Raw genomic sequence first — 15,020 nt, forward strand, 5'->3', positions numbered from 1 at the left:
CGCCCCGCCCGCACGCGACGCGCGCGCGGAGCGCCGCCCCACGCAAGCGGCAGTCGAGGCCGCACCGGACGGCGGCGCGCTGTCCGGGGAGCTGCACGGCCCGGCCGATCCGGACGCAGGGGAGTCACCGGGCCGGCTGCCCCGACGAGCCGGCACACGACCCGCGGCGCGGGGCGACAACCCAGGAGGCGACGCAGGGCCCGCGGCTCCCGCGCATGGCCGCGGGGCAGACGCACCGGCGGCCGGCCGCGGCGGCGGGTCCGCCCGGCCCGGTGACGGAGAGCTTCCGCTGCGCGTACGGGCGGGGGCTCGCCCGGCGGCGGTTGCCGGTGCCGATGTGGTCGGCGACGGCTCCGTCGAGCCGGCACACGGCCCGGCGGAGTGTGTGGAGTCCGCGTCCGCCCCTCACCAGGGTGTGCCGCCGGTCGCCGACGGTTCCGGGTCCGCCCGGCGGGGCACCGGCACTTCGCCCGCACCCGTGCGCGGCGAGTCCGGGCCGACGGAGCCGACGGCCGCGCCGCCGCCGCGGGAGCCCCGCCCCGGGGATGCGGCAGCTCGCGGTGACGGACTGTCCGGAGCCGTGCCCGCGGAGTCCCCGGCCGCGTTGCCGCAGCGGACGCGACGAGACCCCCGCCCCGGGGATGCGGCGGCGCACGGCGGCGCGCGCGGGGCATCCCGGGACCCGGGTACGGCAAGCCGCGCCGCGGCTGACGGCGGCGGGCTCTTCGAGCAGGCGCGCGCCGCCGACGATCCGGACGCCACGCGGCCGTCCGCCGCGCTGCCGCGGCGGGTGCGGCAGGCCTCGCTCGCAGAGCCGTTGCGCGCTGCGCCGCCCGCCCGGCGGGAGGGCGCCGCGCGAGAGGTCACACCCGAGCAGATGCGTTCGATCTTCGGGTCCTTCCAGCGCGGCCTCGACCGCGGCCGCACCGGCGAGGCCCGCACCACCGACGAAGGGACAGAGCATGACGGCTGAGGCAACCACCGGCGGCGAACAGGCGGACCTCGGCTGGCTGTTGGACGATCTGCTGGCCAGGACCGACCATGTCCGCCAAGCCGTGCTGCTGACCGCCGACGGCATCGCCATCTGCTCCTCCGAGGGCATGGCCACCAAGGACGTCGAGCATCTGTCCGCCGTCTGCGCCGGCTTCCACAGCCTTGCCAGGGAGACCGGCGCCCGCTTCAAGGCCGGGGACGTCCGCCAGACCATGGTGATGCTCGACGACGCCTTCCTGTTCGTCACCCCGGCCGGGGACGGCAGCCGCCTCGCCGTGCTGTCCGGCGTCGAGACCGATGTCGGACAGCTCGCCCACGAGATGGCCCTGCTGGTCAGGCGGGTGGGCCGCCATATGGCCGTGTCCGCCCGCGCCGCGGACGGGAAGGGCGACGTCTAGGCCGTCGTGAGCGAGACCTGGTACGAGGACGAGACCGGGCCGATGGTGCGGCCGTATACGGTCACCCGCGGCAGGACCCGCCCTGCCGCCGCGCACAGCCTCGATCTGATGTCGCGGCTCGCAGCCGTCGCCGTGGAGGACCTTCCTCCCGGCGTCGAGCCGCGGCTCGACCATGCCCGCAGCTCGCTGCTGGCACAGGTGCGCGGCGGCCCGTGCACCGTCGCGGAGGCCGCCGCCGACGCGGATCTGCCGCTGACCGTGGTGCGCGTCCTGCTCGCCGATCTCGTCGAGGCGGGGCTGGTCACGGCCGCGCCCCCGGCGTCCGGCGAGGCGGCGCGGCACGATCCGGAGCTGCTGCGCGAGATCGTCGACCGGTTGCGGGCGCTGTAGGCCGGGCGTTCGGCGGGCCGTTCTAAGCAGCGTCAACGGACCGTCGGCGGTGCGCGGTGATTCCCGGTGCCGCGTGCACCGCGCAATGATCATCCGCGGAAGCGGCCCAACCCCGCACTACCCGTGCGGCGAGGGGCTCATAGGTTCACCGGAGTCGCCTTCGCTGCCTGGACGACCGCCGGGCTCATGTTCTACTTCCTGTACGGCATGCGCCGCTCCCGACTGGCCACAGCAGAGAAGTGATCCACCCTCCGTGCGACTGAACGACCTCGACGAACGCATCGTCCACGCCCTGGCCGAGGACGCGCGACGCTCCTACGCGGACATCGGCGCGACGGTCGGCCTGTCCGCGCCCGCCGTGAAGCGGCGTGTGGACCGGCTGCGCGCCGAGGGCGCGATCACCGGCTTCACCGTACGGGTGGACCCGGCCGCGCTCGGCTGGGAGACCGAGGGCTTCATCGAGATCTACTGCCGCAGCAACACCTCTCCCGAGGCGATCGAGCGCGGCCTCAAGCGCTACCCGGAGATCGCGTCCGCTTCCACCGTCACCGGTGAGGCGGATGCGATCGTCCAGGTCTTCGCCTCCGACATGCGCCACTTCGAGCGGGTGCTGGAGCGCATCGCGGGCGAGCCGTTCGTGGAGCGCACCAAGTCGGTCCTGGTGCTCTCACCGCTGCTGCGGCGCTTCTCCTCCGGCTCGCCCGCGTAGCGTCCCCGCCTGCGGCGGCGCGGGCCGCGACCCCCGTGCGCGGCCCGCGGGCAGCAGCCTCGCCCAGCGGGCCCCCGCGCCGCATCATTCGGCAGGAGGCACTTCGCTCCCCCCGAGGAAGCAGAGCCCCGCCGCGCCCCTGCGACCCCAGAGGGATCCGCCTCCCCCAAGAGGGGGAACCCGCGCGGCCCCCGCCCCGCCCGACCAGCGGAAACCCCGAGCGCGCAATGAATCGCCGGGACCGCCCCGCAATGCGCAACAGATCGCCGGTCCCTGCGCAACGGTCGAGCCTTGTCCCGGACGATCAGCGGACCGTACCTTCGATGCGTCCCCCGAACACCCCCTTCGCGAGGTATGCCCATGCCGCCGCTGCGCACCGCCCTGCTCCAGAGCTCCGGCATTCCCGGCGACGTGGCGAAGAACCTCGAGATCCTCGACGCCTATGCGGCCCAGGCCGCCGACGCGGGGGCCGGGCTGCTCGTCTGCCCCGAGATGTTCCTGACCGGGTACGCCGTCGGCGACGACGTCCCCCGCCTCGCCGAACCGGCCGACGGAGCTTCTTCCCGCGCCGTCGGCGACATCGCCCGCCGCCGCGGCCTGGCAGTCCTCTACGGCTACCCCGAGCGCAACGGCGACTTCGTCCACAACGCGGCACAGCTCGTCGGCCCGGACGGCAGTCGTCTCGCCGACTACCGCAAGACGCATCTCTTCGGCCCCTTCGAGCAGCGGCACTTCACACCCGGCGAGGAGCCGGTCGTCCAGGCGGAGCTCGGCGGACTGCGGATCGGCATCACCATCTGCTACGACGTGGAGTTCCCGGAGAACGTCCGCGCCCACGCGCTGGCCGGCACCGACCTCCTCGCGGTGCCCACCGCCCTGATGCACCCCTTCCCGTTCGTCGCCGAGAAGCTGGTGCCGGTGCGCGCCTTCGAGAACCAGATGTATGTCGCGTACGCCAACAGGACCGGCCGGGAAGGCGAGTTCGACTTCACCGGGCTCAGCTGCCTCGCCTCCCCCGACGGGGCGGTGCGCGCCCGCGCCGGACGAGGCGAAGAGCTGATCACCGGCGAGGCGGACCCCGCTCTGCTGGCCGCCTCCCGTGCCGAGAACACCTATCTGCGCGACCGCCGTCCCGGCCTCTACGGCTCCCTCACCTGAGCCGCCAGCCCGCCCGAACCGGAGCCGGACCCGCCGGACCCGCCCGACCTGCCGACCCCCGCCTGCCCGCCCCTTCCCCGGCGGCCCGCACGACCAGGAGTCCCCGCCCCATGACGTCCACGGTGCCCAACGCCGTCCAGCACACCGACGCGCAGCAGCCGCCGATCACCATGTTCGGCCCGGACTTCCCCTACGCCTACGACGACTTCCTCGCCCATCCGGCGGGCCTCGGCCAGATACCCGCGACCGAGCACGGCGCCGAGGTCGCGGTGATCGGCGGCGGACTCTCCGGGATCGTCGCCGCGTACGAGCTGATGAAGATGGGCCTCAAGCCCGTCGTGTACGAGGCGGACCGGATCGGCGGCCGGCTGCGCACGGTCGGCTTCGAGGGCTGCGACCCCTCGCTGTCCGCCGAGATGGGCGCGATGCGCTTCCCGCCGTCGTCCACCGCACTGCAGCACTACATCGACCTGGTGGGGCTGACCACCAAGGCGTTCCCCAACCCGCTGGCCGAGGCGACGCCGTCGACCGTGGTCGACCTCAAGGGCGAGTCGCACTACGCCGAGACCATCGACGACCTGCCGCAGGTCTACCGGGATGTGGCCCAGGCGTGGAACGCCTGCCTGGAGGAGGGCGCGGACTTCTCCGACATGAACCGTGCCCTGCGCGAGCGCGATGTGCCGCGCATCCGGGAGATCTGGGCGCGGCTCGTCGAGAAGCTGGACAACCAGACCTTCTACGGCTTCCTGTGCGAGTCCGAGGCCTTTGCGTCGTTCCGCCACCGCGAGATCTTCGGTCAGGTCGGCTTCGGCACGGGTGGCTGGGACACCGACTTCCCCAACTCGATCCTGGAGATCCTCCGCGTCGTCTACACCGAGGCGGACGACCACCACCGTGGCATCGTGGGCGGCTCGCAGCAGCTCCCGCTGCGGCTGTGGGAGCGCGAGCCCGCGAAGATCGTGCACTGGGCGCAGGGCACCTCGCTGAAGTCCCTGCACGACGGCGATCCGCGCCCGGCCGTGACGCGGCTGCACCGCACCGCGGGCAACCGCATCACCGTCACCGACGCCGCCGGCGACATCCGCACCTACCGGGCGGCGATCTTCACCGCGCAGTCCTGGATGCTGCTGTCCAAGATCGAGTGCGATGACTCGCTCTTCCCCATCGACCACTGGACGGCGATCGAGCGCACGCACTACATGGAGTCGTCGAAGCTCTTCGTGCCCGTGGACCGGCCCTTCTGGCTGGACAAGGACGAGGCCACGGGGCGCGACACCATGTCGATGACGCTCACCGACCGGATGACCCGCGGCACGTATCTGCTGGATGACGGCCCGGACAAGCCGGCCGTCATCTGCCTCTCGTACACCTGGTGCGACGACAGCCTGAAGTGGCTGCCGCTGTCCGCGAACGAGCGGATGGAGGTCATGCTGAAGTCGCTGGGGGAGATCTATCCCCATGTCGACATCCGCAAGCACATCATCGGCAACCCGGTGACCGTGTCCTGGGAGAACGAGCCGTACTTCATGGGCGCGTTCAAGGCGAACCTGCCCGGCCACTACCGCTACCAGCGGCGGCTGTTCACCCACTTCATGCAGGACCGGCTGCCCGAGGACAAGCGCGGGATCTTCCTCGCGGGCGACGACATCTCCTGGACGGCCGGCTGGGCCGAAGGGGCCGTGCAGACCGCGCTGAACGCCGTGTGGGGCGTCATGCACCAGTTCGGCGGGGCCGCCGACCCGTCCAACCCGGGTCCCGGCGATCTGTACGACGAGATCGCCCCGGTCGAACTGCCGGAGGACTGACCGGGACGCAGCCCGGTCCCCTGGACCCGCCCTGGGGCGGCCGCGATCCGGCCGCCCCAGGGTGCAGCCATGCCCGGCCTCCTCCCTGTCCGCCGGGCGACCCGGGCCGGGCACTTCCCTGTCCGCCGGGCAGCCCGGGCAGGGCGTCTCCCTCACGGCAGGCCGTGCGCCCGCACCGCCGTGCGCCCGCACCGCCGCGACCGCACCGCCGTGTGCCCGACGGACCTTGGAGCACGGCCCGGCCGCACTCAGCGCGCCCGCGGCAGGGGCGTCAGCAGACACCGGCCGACCAGTCCGACCCCGGTGTCCAGCCGCTCGGTGAACTCCTCTGCCAGACCGTCCATCTCCCGCATGCCCCACAGCAGCCGCGCCGCCGACCAGGCGGCGTCCCGGGCGCGCTCCAGGCTCCAGGAGCCCAGCAGATGGGTCAGCGGATCGGCGACCTCCAGCAGGTCGGGCCCCGGCATCAACTCCTCGCGGATGTGCTCCTCCAGGAGGACGAGGATGTCGCCGACGCGCTCGAACTCGTCCTCCAGATCGCCGGGCACGCAGCCGAGAGCCCGGCATGCGTCCACCACGGCGAGCGCCAGATCGTGCCCGATGTGCGCGTTGATCCCGGAGAGCGCGAACTGCACGGGCCGCAGCCCGGGGTGGCGGCGGTACTGGAACAGCGGCCGCCAGCAGGCGGGGGGCCGGCCGCCCGCCTCCGCCGTGCCGACGGCCGACAGAAAGCGGTCCGCGAACAGGACGTCCAGGGTGACGGCCGCCGCCCGGTCCGGGAACTCGCCCCGCTCGATGCGCCGGCCGACCTCCTCGGTGACCGCCAGATAGACGCGGTTGAAGACCGCGACCCCGTCCGAGGCGGGCAGGCCGCCGCGCAGCAGCCGCATCCGCTCCACGACGCCGTCCATCGAGAGTGCTGTGAAGTGCTCCGTCCGCGCCATGCAGGCAGCGTCCCAGGGTACGGCGGAAGCGGCCATAGGCTGTCGGCGTCATGCCCGGAACGGGGGAATGGCGGGACATCCGTCGCCGCCCCGAAACCCCGTGCGCCTCAGCTGCTCATCTCACCCGCCGGCTCCTGCGTCGCGGTGGACCGCACTGACTCCCGCCCCGCGGAGCGCAGCACACCGGCGCCTGCCGTCAGCCCCAGAGCCAGCGCGGTCACCAGCGCGAAGGACACCACGAGGCTCGTCGCATCGGCGACCGCGCCGATCGCCGAGGGTGCGATCAGCCCGGAGGTGTAGGTGATGGTGGCGACTCCGGCGATGGCCTGGCTGGGGTTGGGGCCGCTGCGCCCCGCCGCCGCGAAGGCGAGCGGCACGACGACCGAGACCCCGAGGCCGATCAGCCCGAACCCGGCCATGACCGCCGCCGCGTGCGGGCCCGCCACCACCAGCAGACCGCCCGCCGTGGCCAGCACGCCGCCCGTACGCACGGTGCGCACCGTGCCGAACCGGTCCACCACACGGTCTCCGGCCAGCCGCGCTGCCGCCATGGTCAGCGCGAACGCGGTGGTGGAGGCGGCGGCGAGCCCCGCCGACGCGTCCATCACATCGCGGAGATAGACCGCGGACCAGTCCAGGCTGGCGCCTTCGGCGAACACCGCGCAGAAGCCCACCGCGCCGATGAGCACCGCTGACCTCGGCGGCAGCGCGAACCGCGGCGGGGGGTCGTCCTCCGGCGCGCTGCGCAGATCGGGCACCCCCTGACAGGCAATCAGTCCGCACACGGTGAGGGCGGCGGCCGCGAGCGCGTGGTGCAGCCGGGCGTCGCCGCCCAGATGGGCGGCGAGCGTGCCGCCCGCGGAGCCGAGGAGCGCGCCCGTACTCCACATGCCGTGCAGGGAGGACATGATGGAACGGCCCATCCGGTTCTCCACCTCGACGCCGAGGGCGTTCATCGTGACGTCGGACATGCCGGCCGTGGCGCCGAACACGAACAGCGCCCCGCAGAGGGACGGCAGATCGACGGCGAGGGCGGGCAGCGTCAGGGACAGCGTCCACAGGGCGAGCAGTCCGCGCAGCGCCGCGCGCGCGCCGAAGCGATGGCCGACCGCGGCGGCCAGCGGCATCGCCAGCGAAGCGCCGACGGCCGGGAAGGCCAGGGCGAGTCCGAGCTGCCCCGCGCTCACCCCGGTGTGGTCCTGGATCCACGGGATGCGGGTGGCGAAGCTGCCGGTGACCGCCCCATGTACGCAGAAGACCACGGCGACGGCGTGTCTCGCCCTTTTCAGCCGGGCCGGTGCTGAGGCCGTCTCGATCGTCATGCGGGTGGTCCTCCCCCGGAAGTGTCGCAGCAGTCATTAAACGGCTGCGTGGTCCTCGGCGGCGAGATCGGACATGCGGGCGGCGAGCCCCTGGCCCGCTGCGTCGAGGACCGGCTCGCCCGGCTCTCCCCGCTCCGCACGGAGATCCGCCCGGCGTCCCTCGGCGGCGCGGCCATCCTCACCAGCGCGCTCCTCGCCGCCCGCGGCGCGGCCCAGCAGGACCTGTTCACGCCGGGAGCCTGAGCCCCTGACGGTGCGGCGTGCCGCCCGGCGCGCGTCCTTCATCGCAGCCCTTCGGGCCTGGGAGGGCGCTCTCAAGCGCAGGACGGCGGTCCTTGACGGGCCGGCCGGTGCCGCCGGTCACGGCACGTCCGCGGCGTGGCGTGCCCCCGGCGTGCATGCCCGGCGCGTCGGGTGCGCGTGCGCGTCAGTCCGGCGTGGACCGGGTGCGCCGGGCGTAGGCGCGGGCCGCGCGGGCGCGGTCGCCGCAGCGGGTCGAGCACCAGTGGCGGCGGCCGTGGCGCAGCAGATAGCGGTTGCAGGGGGCGGAGCCGCAGGCGGTGAGACGTTCGGCGTCGGGGCCGGTGAGCAGGTCGGCCGCGTCGGCGGCGAGGGCGGCCAGGGCGTGGTCGAGGATCTCGGTGGTCGGGTGCGGCGTCGCGCGATAGGGGCCGGTCTTCTCGTCCCACTGCAGCAGCGCGGCCGTGGGAACCCTGGTCAGCGCGTCATTGACGGCGGACAGCGCCGCGGGCAGCGCGGGAAGGCCGGCGACGCGGGAGGCCAGCAGTGCCCGTACCTGTTCGCGCAGCGACCGCAGTTGTGCTGTGCACATCTCCCGCAGCCCGGCGTCGGCCGGGGCCAGCCCGTGTTCGGACAGCCACCGGTTCGCCGACGCGGGCGTGCCGAGAAGGTCGCTGAACTGGCCGCCGGGCAGGGCGACCGCGCTGTTGGCGAAGTCGAGAGCGGGGTACTGCTCCGCGCCCGGCGCGGGGGACAGGGCGGGCTCTGCGGTCACGGTCTCCTCCATGGATCTCATGGTACGGCTTGCCTTCATCCGTGAGTAGCCCGTACTGTCTTCTCACGGGTAAACCATCCTTCATCCGTGAGGAGCTTCATTTTCATGGCCTCCACCGGCACCGTGACCGCACAGTTCCCCGTCCGCGTCTTCGGCGGCCCGACCGCCCTCTTCGAGTACGGCGGCCTGCGCTTCCTGACCGACCCGACGTTCGACGCGCCAGGCGGCTACCAGAAGCCGGGCCGACCGCTCCTGACCAAGACCGCGCCCTCCGCCGGCAGCCCCGCCGACCTCGGACGCGTCGATGTGGTCCTGCTCTCGCACGACGAGCACGCCGACAATCTCGACAACTCCGGCCGGGCCCTGCTCGCTGACGTCCCGCTCACTCTCACCACGCCCGGCGGCGGGCGGCGCCTGGGGGACGGGGCCAGGGGACTGGCCGACTGGGAGGCGATCGACCTCGACCGGCCCGGCGGCGGCACGGTCACCGTGACGGGCGTGCCCGCCGTCCACGGGCCCGGCACGCGCGAAGAGGTCGAGGCGATAGCCGGCCAGGTCGTCGGTTTCGTCCTGACCGGGGACGGTCTGCCCACCGTCTACGTCAGCGGGGACAACGCCTCCCTCGACGCGGTCAAGGAGATCGCCGACCGCTTCGGACCGGTCGACACCGCCCTGCTGTTCGCCGGGGCTCCCCGCATCCCCGTCGTCTTCGACGGCGCGTGCCTCGTCCTCGACAGCGCCCAGGCTGCCGAGGCGGCGGCGATCCTCGGCGCCCGCCGGGTCGTCGCCGTCCACTACGACAGCTGGGCCCACTTCACCGAAGGCCGTGACGAGTTGGCGGCCGCGTTCACCGCCGCGGGCCTCGCCGACCGCCTGGACCTCGGCGTTCCGGGCTGACCGGACCGGCCGGGACTCTCGGGCGCCGCGCCGCGAGGAAGTCCTCGAACCGCACCGTCCCCACCGCCCGTTCCGGCGTGAGGTGGCCGCCCGCGCGGAAGGCCGCGTACGCCTTGCCGGCGAGGGGGACGGAGAGGACCCGGCGACGGCGTGCGGCGGCGTCGAGGTAGGCGTGGGCGAGGGAGGGGAAGGAGCGGATCTCGGGGCCGCCCATGTCCGGGACGCGGCCCGCCGGGGCGGAGCCAGCCAGGTCGGCCAGCCGGGCGGCGACCTCCGAGACGTCGACCGGCTGGACGCTGACTCCCGCGGGCACGGGCAGCACGAAGGGCGCCCGGGCGGCCCCGGCCAGCACCCGCAGCACCAGGTCGTGGAACTGGGTGGTGCGCAGGATGGTGCAGTCCGGGCCGCCCGAGGCGGCCGCCTCCTCGATCAGCCGCTCGACCCGCTCTTTGACGCGGTAGTAGCCGAGCGGCACCCGGTCCACCCCGACGATGGAGATATAGACCAGGTGCCCGACCCCGGCCCGTCGCGCGGCCGCGAGGAGCCGGCCCGCCGCCACGTCGTCGCCGCGCGGGCCGGTGGCGCAGTGGACGACGGTCCCGACGCCGTCGAGCGCCGCAAGCAGAGCAGGCTCGTCGCGGGCGTCGAGCAGATCGACCGCGTACGGCCGCGCATGGCGGCTCAGTACCCGCACCTCGTGGCCGCGTTCGCTCAACAGGCCGGTCACCCGGCGCCCCAGGGTGCCCGTGCCGCCGGTCACCAGCGTCGACGTCATACGGCCAGGATGGCAGGGGCCCGGCGGCGGCAAGGGCCGGGACGCGCCGCCGGGCCGGTCAGCCAGGGTGTCAGCAGATCCCGAGGTCCTGCCAGACGCCCCACTCGCCCGTGGTGCCGGGTTCCTCTGCGCGGGTCCACCACCTGGACTTCCAGTTGTGCCCGTCGTGGGAGACGGTCGTGTCGCCGTGTACGCGGTCGAGGCGTCCCACGCGGGGCGGCGCACTCACCCGGCGTCGGGCCGGGCGTCGGCGTCGAACAGTGAGGCGTTCGGGCCGACGTACAGCAGCGCGGCCGCGGATGCGAGCAGCGCGGATCTCGCGCGGCCGAGGCGTGCGAGCGGGGTGGGGGAGTGCACGGTCAGCCTCCTGGGGAGGGATCGGCGGAACACAACTGGCGGTAAAGGTGGGTCGTGTTGGGCCCGGGCGTGCGCACGCCGACGGGCCGCCTCCTCGGAGGTGACGCAGAGATTAAGAGGACTAGACCAGTCAGTCAATAGGTCTGGACTAATACTCTGGAGTTGTCGTTCGCGGTCGTATCGCCGGACGGGTGTGTGAGTCAGGCCACAGCCGTTCTCGAGCATGACTGCGGATCAGGCATGGCACACTTGCCCTGTATCAGCAGCAGCGCACTCCGGGGTCGGTGCAATTCCGAACCGGCGGTTACAGTCCGCGACCCGTCCGCAGCCAGCGGCCGGTTGACCAGGTGAAATTCCTGGACCGACGGTGAAAGTCCGGATGGGAGGCAGTGCGCGGCGGGCGAGTCGGCACGATTCGCCGGCCGTACGCGCCGTTCGCCGTATGCAGGCGGGCGGGCGTTTCGGGTCCGGCGTCCTCGTGTGCCGAGCCGTTTCCGCTCTCTGTCGTTCACCGATCGACAGGCCCCGGAGTCCGTGCCCGACAGGCAGGAGGACCCGGTGGCCACCGCAGCCGACATCGACGCCATGCGCCGAGCCATCGCGCTCGCCGCCCGCGGACTCGGCGCGACCAGCCCCAACCCCGTCGTCGGATGTGTCATCGCAGACCCCGACGGCGCCGTCGTCGGCGAGGGCTTCCATCAGCGCACCGGCGGACCGCACGCCGAGGTCCACGCCCTGCGTGCCGCGGGCGAGCGCGCCCGCGGCGGCACCGCATACGTCACCCTCGAACCCTGCAACCACACCGGCCGCACCGGCCCCTGCGCCCAGGCGCTGATCGACGCCGGAGTCCGCCGAGTCTTCTATGCGGTCGGAGACCCGAACCGGCAGGCGGCGGGCGGCGCGGACACCCTGCGCGCCGCCGGGGTCCAGGTCGCCTCCGGCCTCCTCCAAGACGAGGCCGCGGCCGGCAACGCCGCCTGGCTCACCGCCGTACGCCTCGGCCGCCCCCATGTGACATGGAAGTACGCCGCGAGCCTCGACGGCCGGATCGCCGCACAGGACGGCACCAGCCGCTGGATCACCTCCGCCGAGTCCCGCGCCGACGTCCACCGGCTGCGCGCCCTCGCCGACGCCGTGATCGTCGGCTCCGGCACCGCCCGCGCGGACGACCCGCACCTGGCCGTGCGCACCGTCGCCGACGCCGGCGCAGCGGCCGTCCAGCCGCTGCGCGTCGTCGTCGACAGCGAGGCCACGGCCGTCAAGCCCGGCGCGCGCATCCTCGACGACGCGGCGCCCACCCTGATCGCGGTCGCCGAGGACGCCGCCGGCCAACCGCCCGGCGGCGTCGACGTCGTACGGCTGCCGAGGGCGGACCGCGGTCTGTCCGTCCCCGCGCTGCTGCGCGCCCTGTACGAGCGTGACGTCCGCTCCGTGCTCCTCGAAGGCGGAGCGACGCTCGCCGGAGGCTTCCTCGCCGCGGGAGCCGTCGACAGGGTCGTCGGCTATCTCGCCCCCGTACTCCTCGGCGCGGGCCCCGCCGCCCTCGCCGACGCCTCCATCACCACGATCGACGAGGCCGCACGGCTCGACATCACCGAGACGGTCCGCATCGGCCCCGATCTCCGCATCACTGCCACCCCCAAGGAGCGCTGAGCGTGTTCACCGGAATCGTCGAAGAGCTGGGCGAGGTCACCGCCGTCGAGAAGCTCGGCGACGCGTGCCGCTTCCGACTGCGCGGACCCGTCGTCACCGACGGTGCGAAGCACGGCGACTCCATCGCCGTCAACGGCGTCTGCCTCACCGTCGTGGACACCGCCGACGGCGAGTTCACCGCCGATGTGATGGCCGAGACCCTGAACCGCTCCAGCCTCGGCGCACTGGACGCCGGGTCCCGCGTCAACCTGGAGCGGCCCACGGCGGTCGGCGACCGCCTCGGCGGGCACATCGTCCAGGGACACGTCGATTCCGTCGGCGAAGTCCTGGAGCGCAAGCCCTCCGAGAACTGGGAGATCGTCAAGATCTCCCTCCCCGCGGACCTCGCCCGGTACGTCGTGGAGAAGGGCTCGATCACCGTCGACGGCGTCAGCCTCACCGTCGTCGACGCCGGCCCCGACTACTTCACCGTCAGCCTCATCCCCACCACGCTCGCCCTGACCACCCTCGGCGTCAAAAGCCCCGGCGACCCGGTCAACCTCGAAGTCGACATCATCGCCAAGTACGTCGAGCGGATGCTCGGCCACCGCGCCCCGGGCGACCGCACAGCCGAAGGGACCGCCCGGTGAGCGCGCTGTCCTGGCTGAACACCGAGGCCTTCACGGCCTTCGACCAGCAGATCAAATGGTCCGACATGATCGGCAATGTGATCGGGCTGGCCGCCCTGGCGCTCGGCTGGCGGCGCTCCGTCCTCACCTGGCCCGCCCAGCTGCTCTCCGGCGTCATCCTCGTCGGCGCCTACGCCTCCGCCCAGCTCTCCGGCGGCGTCGGCAAGCAACTGCTGGTCATCGGCGTCGCGGTGTGGGGCTGGCGGCAGTGGACCCGCGGCCGCCGCCAGGCCCGCGACGGCTCCGTCGCCGTCCGCTTCGCCACCTGGCGCGAGCGCGCCGGGCTGGCCGCCGCCGCGGTCCTCGGCACCCTCGCCGTCGGCGGGCTGTTCACCCTCTACCCCTCGCTGTCCTGGAGCCCCTGGGCGGACGCCTACATCTTCGTCGGCACGCTCGTCGCGATGGTCGCCCAGGCCCGCGGACTCGTCGAATTCTGGTTCGCCTGGCTGCTCGTCGACATCGTCGGCGTACCGCTGGCGTTCCGCAGCGACCTCGCGTTCTCCGGCATCGTCTATGTGATCTACTTCGCGCTCGTCCTGTGGGGCATGCGCGACTGGTGGCTCCGCTCCCGCGGGAGCGCCAAGCCCGTCCTGGAAGGAGCGGCGGCATGACAAGCGCACTGCCCACCTGGTACCCCACCGACGACGAGGACCTCTCCCTCGACCCGGTCGAGCAGGCCATCCGCGACATCGCCCTCGGGCGGCCCGTCGTGGTCGTCGACGACGAGGACCGCGAGAACGAAGGCGACCTCGTCATCGCCGCCGAGAAGGCCACCCCCGAGATCGTCGCCTTCATGATGAGCGAGTGCCGCGGACTGATCTGCGCCCCCATGGAGGGCGACGAGCTGGAACGCCTCCAGCTGCCGCAGATGGTGGAGCACAACACCGAGTCCATGAAGACCGCCTTCACGGTCTCCGTCGACGCGGGCCCCGCCCACGGCGTCACGACCGGCATCTCCGCCGCCGACCGCGCCGCCACCCTGCAGCTCCTGGCGAGCGGGGTCGCCCAGCCGTCCGACTTCGTACGGCCCGGCCATATCTTCCCGCTGCGCGCCAAGCCCGGCGGAGTGCTGGTGCGCAACGGCCACACCGAAGCCGCCGTCGACCTCGCCCGGCTCGCCGGGCTGCGCCCCGCCGGCGCGATCGTCGAGATCGCCGGCGAGGACGGGGTCATGCTGCGCCTGCCCGAACTGGTCCCCTTCGCCCGCAAGTACGGACTGACGATCATCTCCATCGAGGACCTGATCGCCTACCGCCGCTCCAGCGAGCCTGCCGTACGGCGCGAGGCCGAGGTCGACCTGCCGACCGCCCACGGCCGGTTCACCGCCTACGGCTACCGCTCCACGGTCGACGGCGTCGAGCATGTCGCCCTCGTCCACGGCGACCTCGGCGACGGCGAGGACCTGCTCGTCCGCGTCCACTCCGAGTGCCTGACCGGCGATGTGTTCCACTCCCTGCGCTGCGACTGCGGCCCCCAGCTGCACGCGTCCATGCGGCATATCACCGAGACCGGGCGCGGCGTGGTCGTCTATCTGCGCGGTCACGAGGGACGCGGCATCGGCCTGCTGTCCAAGCTGCGCGCATACGAGCTCCAGGAGCGAGGCCGCGACACCCTGGACGCCAATCTCGAGCTGGGCCTGCCCGCCGACGCCCGCGACTACGCGGCCGGGGCGCAGATCCTCGCCGATCTCGGCGTACGCAGCCTGCGGCTGATGACCAACAACCCCGAGAAGATCTCCGCACTCACCCGCCATGGGCTGACCGTCCTCGGCCGTGAGCCGATGCCCGCCCAGGTCGGCGAGCACAATCTGCGGTACCTGCGCACCAAGCGGGACCGCATGGGCCATGACCTGCCCTGGCTCGACGCCGCCCCGGCGGCCGCCTGCGGCAACCAGTAAGAACCGGCAGAGACAGACCATCCAGAGCACCACCAGATC

At 73.3% G+C, this 15,020-nt stretch carries 17 protein-coding genes, 1 pseudogene and 1 riboswitch; of the genes and pseudogenes, 12 read left to right on the top strand and 6 right to left on the bottom strand.

The features are described from left to right. The 6 genes and pseudogenes from QCN29_RS29075 to QCN29_RS29100 form a co-directional block, all read left to right on the top strand. Positions 1 to 973 (top strand): annotated as a pseudogene (locus QCN29_RS29075) (hypothetical protein); the annotation flags it as partial. After that, complete coding sequence (locus QCN29_RS29080; protein ID WP_279931900.1) at positions 963 to 1,391, top strand: roadblock/LC7 domain-containing protein; 429 nt, start codon at positions 963 to 965, stop codon at positions 1,389 to 1,391. The pseudogene QCN29_RS29075 and the gene QCN29_RS29080, both read left to right, overlap by 11 nt. Positions 1,392 to 1,397: 6 nt before the next feature. Then, the gene (locus QCN29_RS29085; RefSeq protein WP_240138641.1) at positions 1,398 to 1,781 is read left to right on the top strand and encodes a DUF742 domain-containing protein; all 384 of its coding nucleotides are present in this window, start codon (positions 1,398 to 1,400) and stop codon (positions 1,779 to 1,781) included. 253 nt (positions 1,782 to 2,034) lie between these two features. Continuing rightward, positions 2,035 to 2,490, top strand: coding sequence for an Lrp/AsnC family transcriptional regulator (locus QCN29_RS29090; protein WP_279931903.1), 456 nt, complete (start codon positions 2,035 to 2,037; stop codon positions 2,488 to 2,490). A gap of 360 nt (positions 2,491 to 2,850) precedes the next feature. Then, the gene (locus QCN29_RS29095) at positions 2,851 to 3,648 is read left to right on the top strand and encodes a carbon-nitrogen hydrolase family protein (RefSeq protein WP_279931905.1); all 798 of its coding nucleotides are present in this window, start codon (positions 2,851 to 2,853) and stop codon (positions 3,646 to 3,648) included. A gap of 110 nt (positions 3,649 to 3,758) precedes the next feature. After that, positions 3,759 to 5,453 (top strand): flavin monoamine oxidase family protein, encoded by a 1,695-nt coding sequence (locus QCN29_RS29100; protein WP_240138638.1) that lies wholly within the window; start codon positions 3,759 to 3,761, stop codon positions 5,451 to 5,453. A 248-nt stretch (positions 5,454 to 5,701) separates the two neighbouring features. Here the strand turns inward: QCN29_RS29100 and QCN29_RS29105 are convergent, their stop codons facing one another. After that, entirely contained in the window at positions 5,702 to 6,397 is a 696-nt protein-coding gene (locus tag QCN29_RS29105) for a DUF5995 family protein (RefSeq protein WP_279931907.1), read from the bottom strand. Positions 6,398 to 6,504: 107 nt separating this feature from the next. After that, positions 6,505 to 7,719, bottom strand: a complete 1,215-nt coding sequence (locus QCN29_RS29110) for an MFS transporter (RefSeq protein WP_279931909.1) — start codon at positions 7,717 to 7,719, stop codon at positions 6,505 to 6,507. A 21-nt stretch (positions 7,720 to 7,740) separates the two neighbouring features. On the opposite strand from QCN29_RS29110, the gene QCN29_RS29115 reads away from it, so the two are divergent. Then, a complete protein-coding gene (locus QCN29_RS29115; RefSeq protein ID WP_318036749.1) occupies positions 7,741 to 7,962 on the top strand; it encodes a hypothetical protein in 222 nt (73 codons plus the stop codon). Positions 7,963 to 8,146: 184 nt separating this feature from the next. Here QCN29_RS29115 and QCN29_RS29120 read toward each other — a convergent pair whose 3' ends face one another. Next, entirely contained in the window at positions 8,147 to 8,746 is a 600-nt protein-coding gene (locus QCN29_RS29120) for a CGNR zinc finger domain-containing protein (RefSeq protein WP_279931911.1), read from the bottom strand. A gap of 93 nt (positions 8,747 to 8,839) precedes the next feature. Here QCN29_RS29120 and QCN29_RS29125 point away from each other — a divergent pair, with 93 nt between their 5' ends. Beyond that, on the top strand, positions 8,840 to 9,631 hold the full coding sequence (locus QCN29_RS29125) for an MBL fold metallo-hydrolase (protein ID WP_279931956.1): 792 nt from the start codon (positions 8,840 to 8,842) through the stop codon (positions 9,629 to 9,631). Here QCN29_RS29125 and QCN29_RS29130 read toward each other — a convergent pair. The 3 genes from QCN29_RS29130 to QCN29_RS29140 form a co-directional block, all read right to left on the bottom strand. Continuing rightward, on the bottom strand, positions 9,582 to 10,406 hold the full coding sequence (locus tag QCN29_RS29130) for an SDR family oxidoreductase (protein ID WP_279931913.1): 825 nt from the start codon (positions 10,404 to 10,406) through the stop codon (positions 9,582 to 9,584). The two genes, QCN29_RS29125 and QCN29_RS29130, sit on opposite strands and share 50 nt — an antisense overlap. Positions 10,407 to 10,476: 70 nt before the next feature. Further along, positions 10,477 to 10,617: a carbohydrate-binding protein gene (locus tag QCN29_RS29135; RefSeq protein ID WP_279931914.1), complete on the bottom strand. Its 141-nt coding sequence runs from the start codon at positions 10,615 to 10,617 to the stop codon at positions 10,477 to 10,479. Positions 10,618 to 10,631: 14 nt separating this feature from the next. Then, complete coding sequence (locus QCN29_RS29140; protein WP_279931915.1) at positions 10,632 to 10,763, bottom strand: hypothetical protein; 132 nt, start codon at positions 10,761 to 10,763, stop codon at positions 10,632 to 10,634. 266 nt (positions 10,764 to 11,029) lie between these two features. Beyond that, positions 11,030 to 11,160, top strand: a riboswitch (FMN riboswitch). Between the two features lie 161 nt (positions 11,161 to 11,321). On the opposite strand from QCN29_RS29140, the gene ribD reads away from it, so the two are divergent. The 4 genes from ribD to QCN29_RS29160 are packed head-to-tail and all read left to right on the top strand — an operon-like array spanning position 11,322 to position 14,981. Beyond that, positions 11,322 to 12,416 (top strand): bifunctional diaminohydroxyphosphoribosylaminopyrimidine deaminase/5-amino-6-(5-phosphoribosylamino)uracil reductase RibD, encoded by a 1,095-nt coding sequence (gene ribD / locus QCN29_RS29145; RefSeq protein ID WP_279931916.1) that lies wholly within the window; start codon positions 11,322 to 11,324, stop codon positions 12,414 to 12,416. Between the two features lie 2 nt (positions 12,417 to 12,418). After that, entirely contained in the window at positions 12,419 to 13,045 is a 627-nt protein-coding gene (locus tag QCN29_RS29150; RefSeq protein ID WP_279931918.1) for a riboflavin synthase, read from the top strand. Then, positions 13,042 to 13,695: a nicotinamide mononucleotide transporter family protein gene (locus QCN29_RS29155; RefSeq protein WP_279931919.1), complete on the top strand. Its 654-nt coding sequence runs from the start codon at positions 13,042 to 13,044 to the stop codon at positions 13,693 to 13,695. The genes QCN29_RS29150 and QCN29_RS29155 overlap by 4 nt, the downstream gene beginning before the upstream one ends. Beyond that, positions 13,692 to 14,981 (top strand): bifunctional 3,4-dihydroxy-2-butanone-4-phosphate synthase/GTP cyclohydrolase II, encoded by a 1,290-nt coding sequence (locus tag QCN29_RS29160; RefSeq protein ID WP_279931920.1) that lies wholly within the window; start codon positions 13,692 to 13,694, stop codon positions 14,979 to 14,981. The genes QCN29_RS29155 and QCN29_RS29160 overlap by 4 nt, the downstream gene beginning before the upstream one ends. Positions 14,982 to 15,020: the final 39 nt, after the last annotated feature.

Source organism: Streptomyces chengmaiensis (assembly GCF_029846775.1).
GTDB classification, from domain to species: Bacteria; Actinomycetota; Actinomycetes; order Streptomycetales; family Streptomycetaceae; genus Streptomyces; species Streptomyces chengmaiensis.

Coding starts and splice junctions, on each gene's coding strand:
- QCN29_RS29120 (WP_279931911.1), bottom strand. CDS start 8,746: ATGGAGGAGACCGTGACCGCAGAGCCCGCCCTGTCCCCCGCGCCGGGC.
- QCN29_RS29095 (WP_279931905.1), top strand. CDS start 2,851: ATGCCGCCGCTGCGCACCGCCCTGCTCCAGAGCTCCGGCATTCCCGGC.
- QCN29_RS29100 (WP_240138638.1), top strand. CDS start 3,759: ATGACGTCCACGGTGCCCAACGCCGTCCAGCACACCGACGCGCAGCAG.
- QCN29_RS29110 (WP_279931909.1), bottom strand. CDS start 7,719: ATGACGATCGAGACGGCCTCAGCACCGGCCCGGCTGAAAAGGGCGAGA.
- QCN29_RS29125 (WP_279931956.1), top strand. CDS start 8,840: ATGGCCTCCACCGGCACCGTGACCGCACAGTTCCCCGTCCGCGTCTTC.
- QCN29_RS29160 (WP_279931920.1), top strand. CDS start 13,692: ATGACAAGCGCACTGCCCACCTGGTACCCCACCGACGACGAGGACCTC.
- QCN29_RS29105 (WP_279931907.1), bottom strand. CDS start 6,397: ATGGCGCGGACGGAGCACTTCACAGCACTCTCGATGGACGGCGTCGTG.
- QCN29_RS29130 (WP_279931913.1), bottom strand. CDS start 10,406: ATGACGTCGACGCTGGTGACCGGCGGCACGGGCACCCTGGGGCGCCGG.
- QCN29_RS29080 (WP_279931900.1), top strand. CDS start 963: ATGACGGCTGAGGCAACCACCGGCGGCGAACAGGCGGACCTCGGCTGG.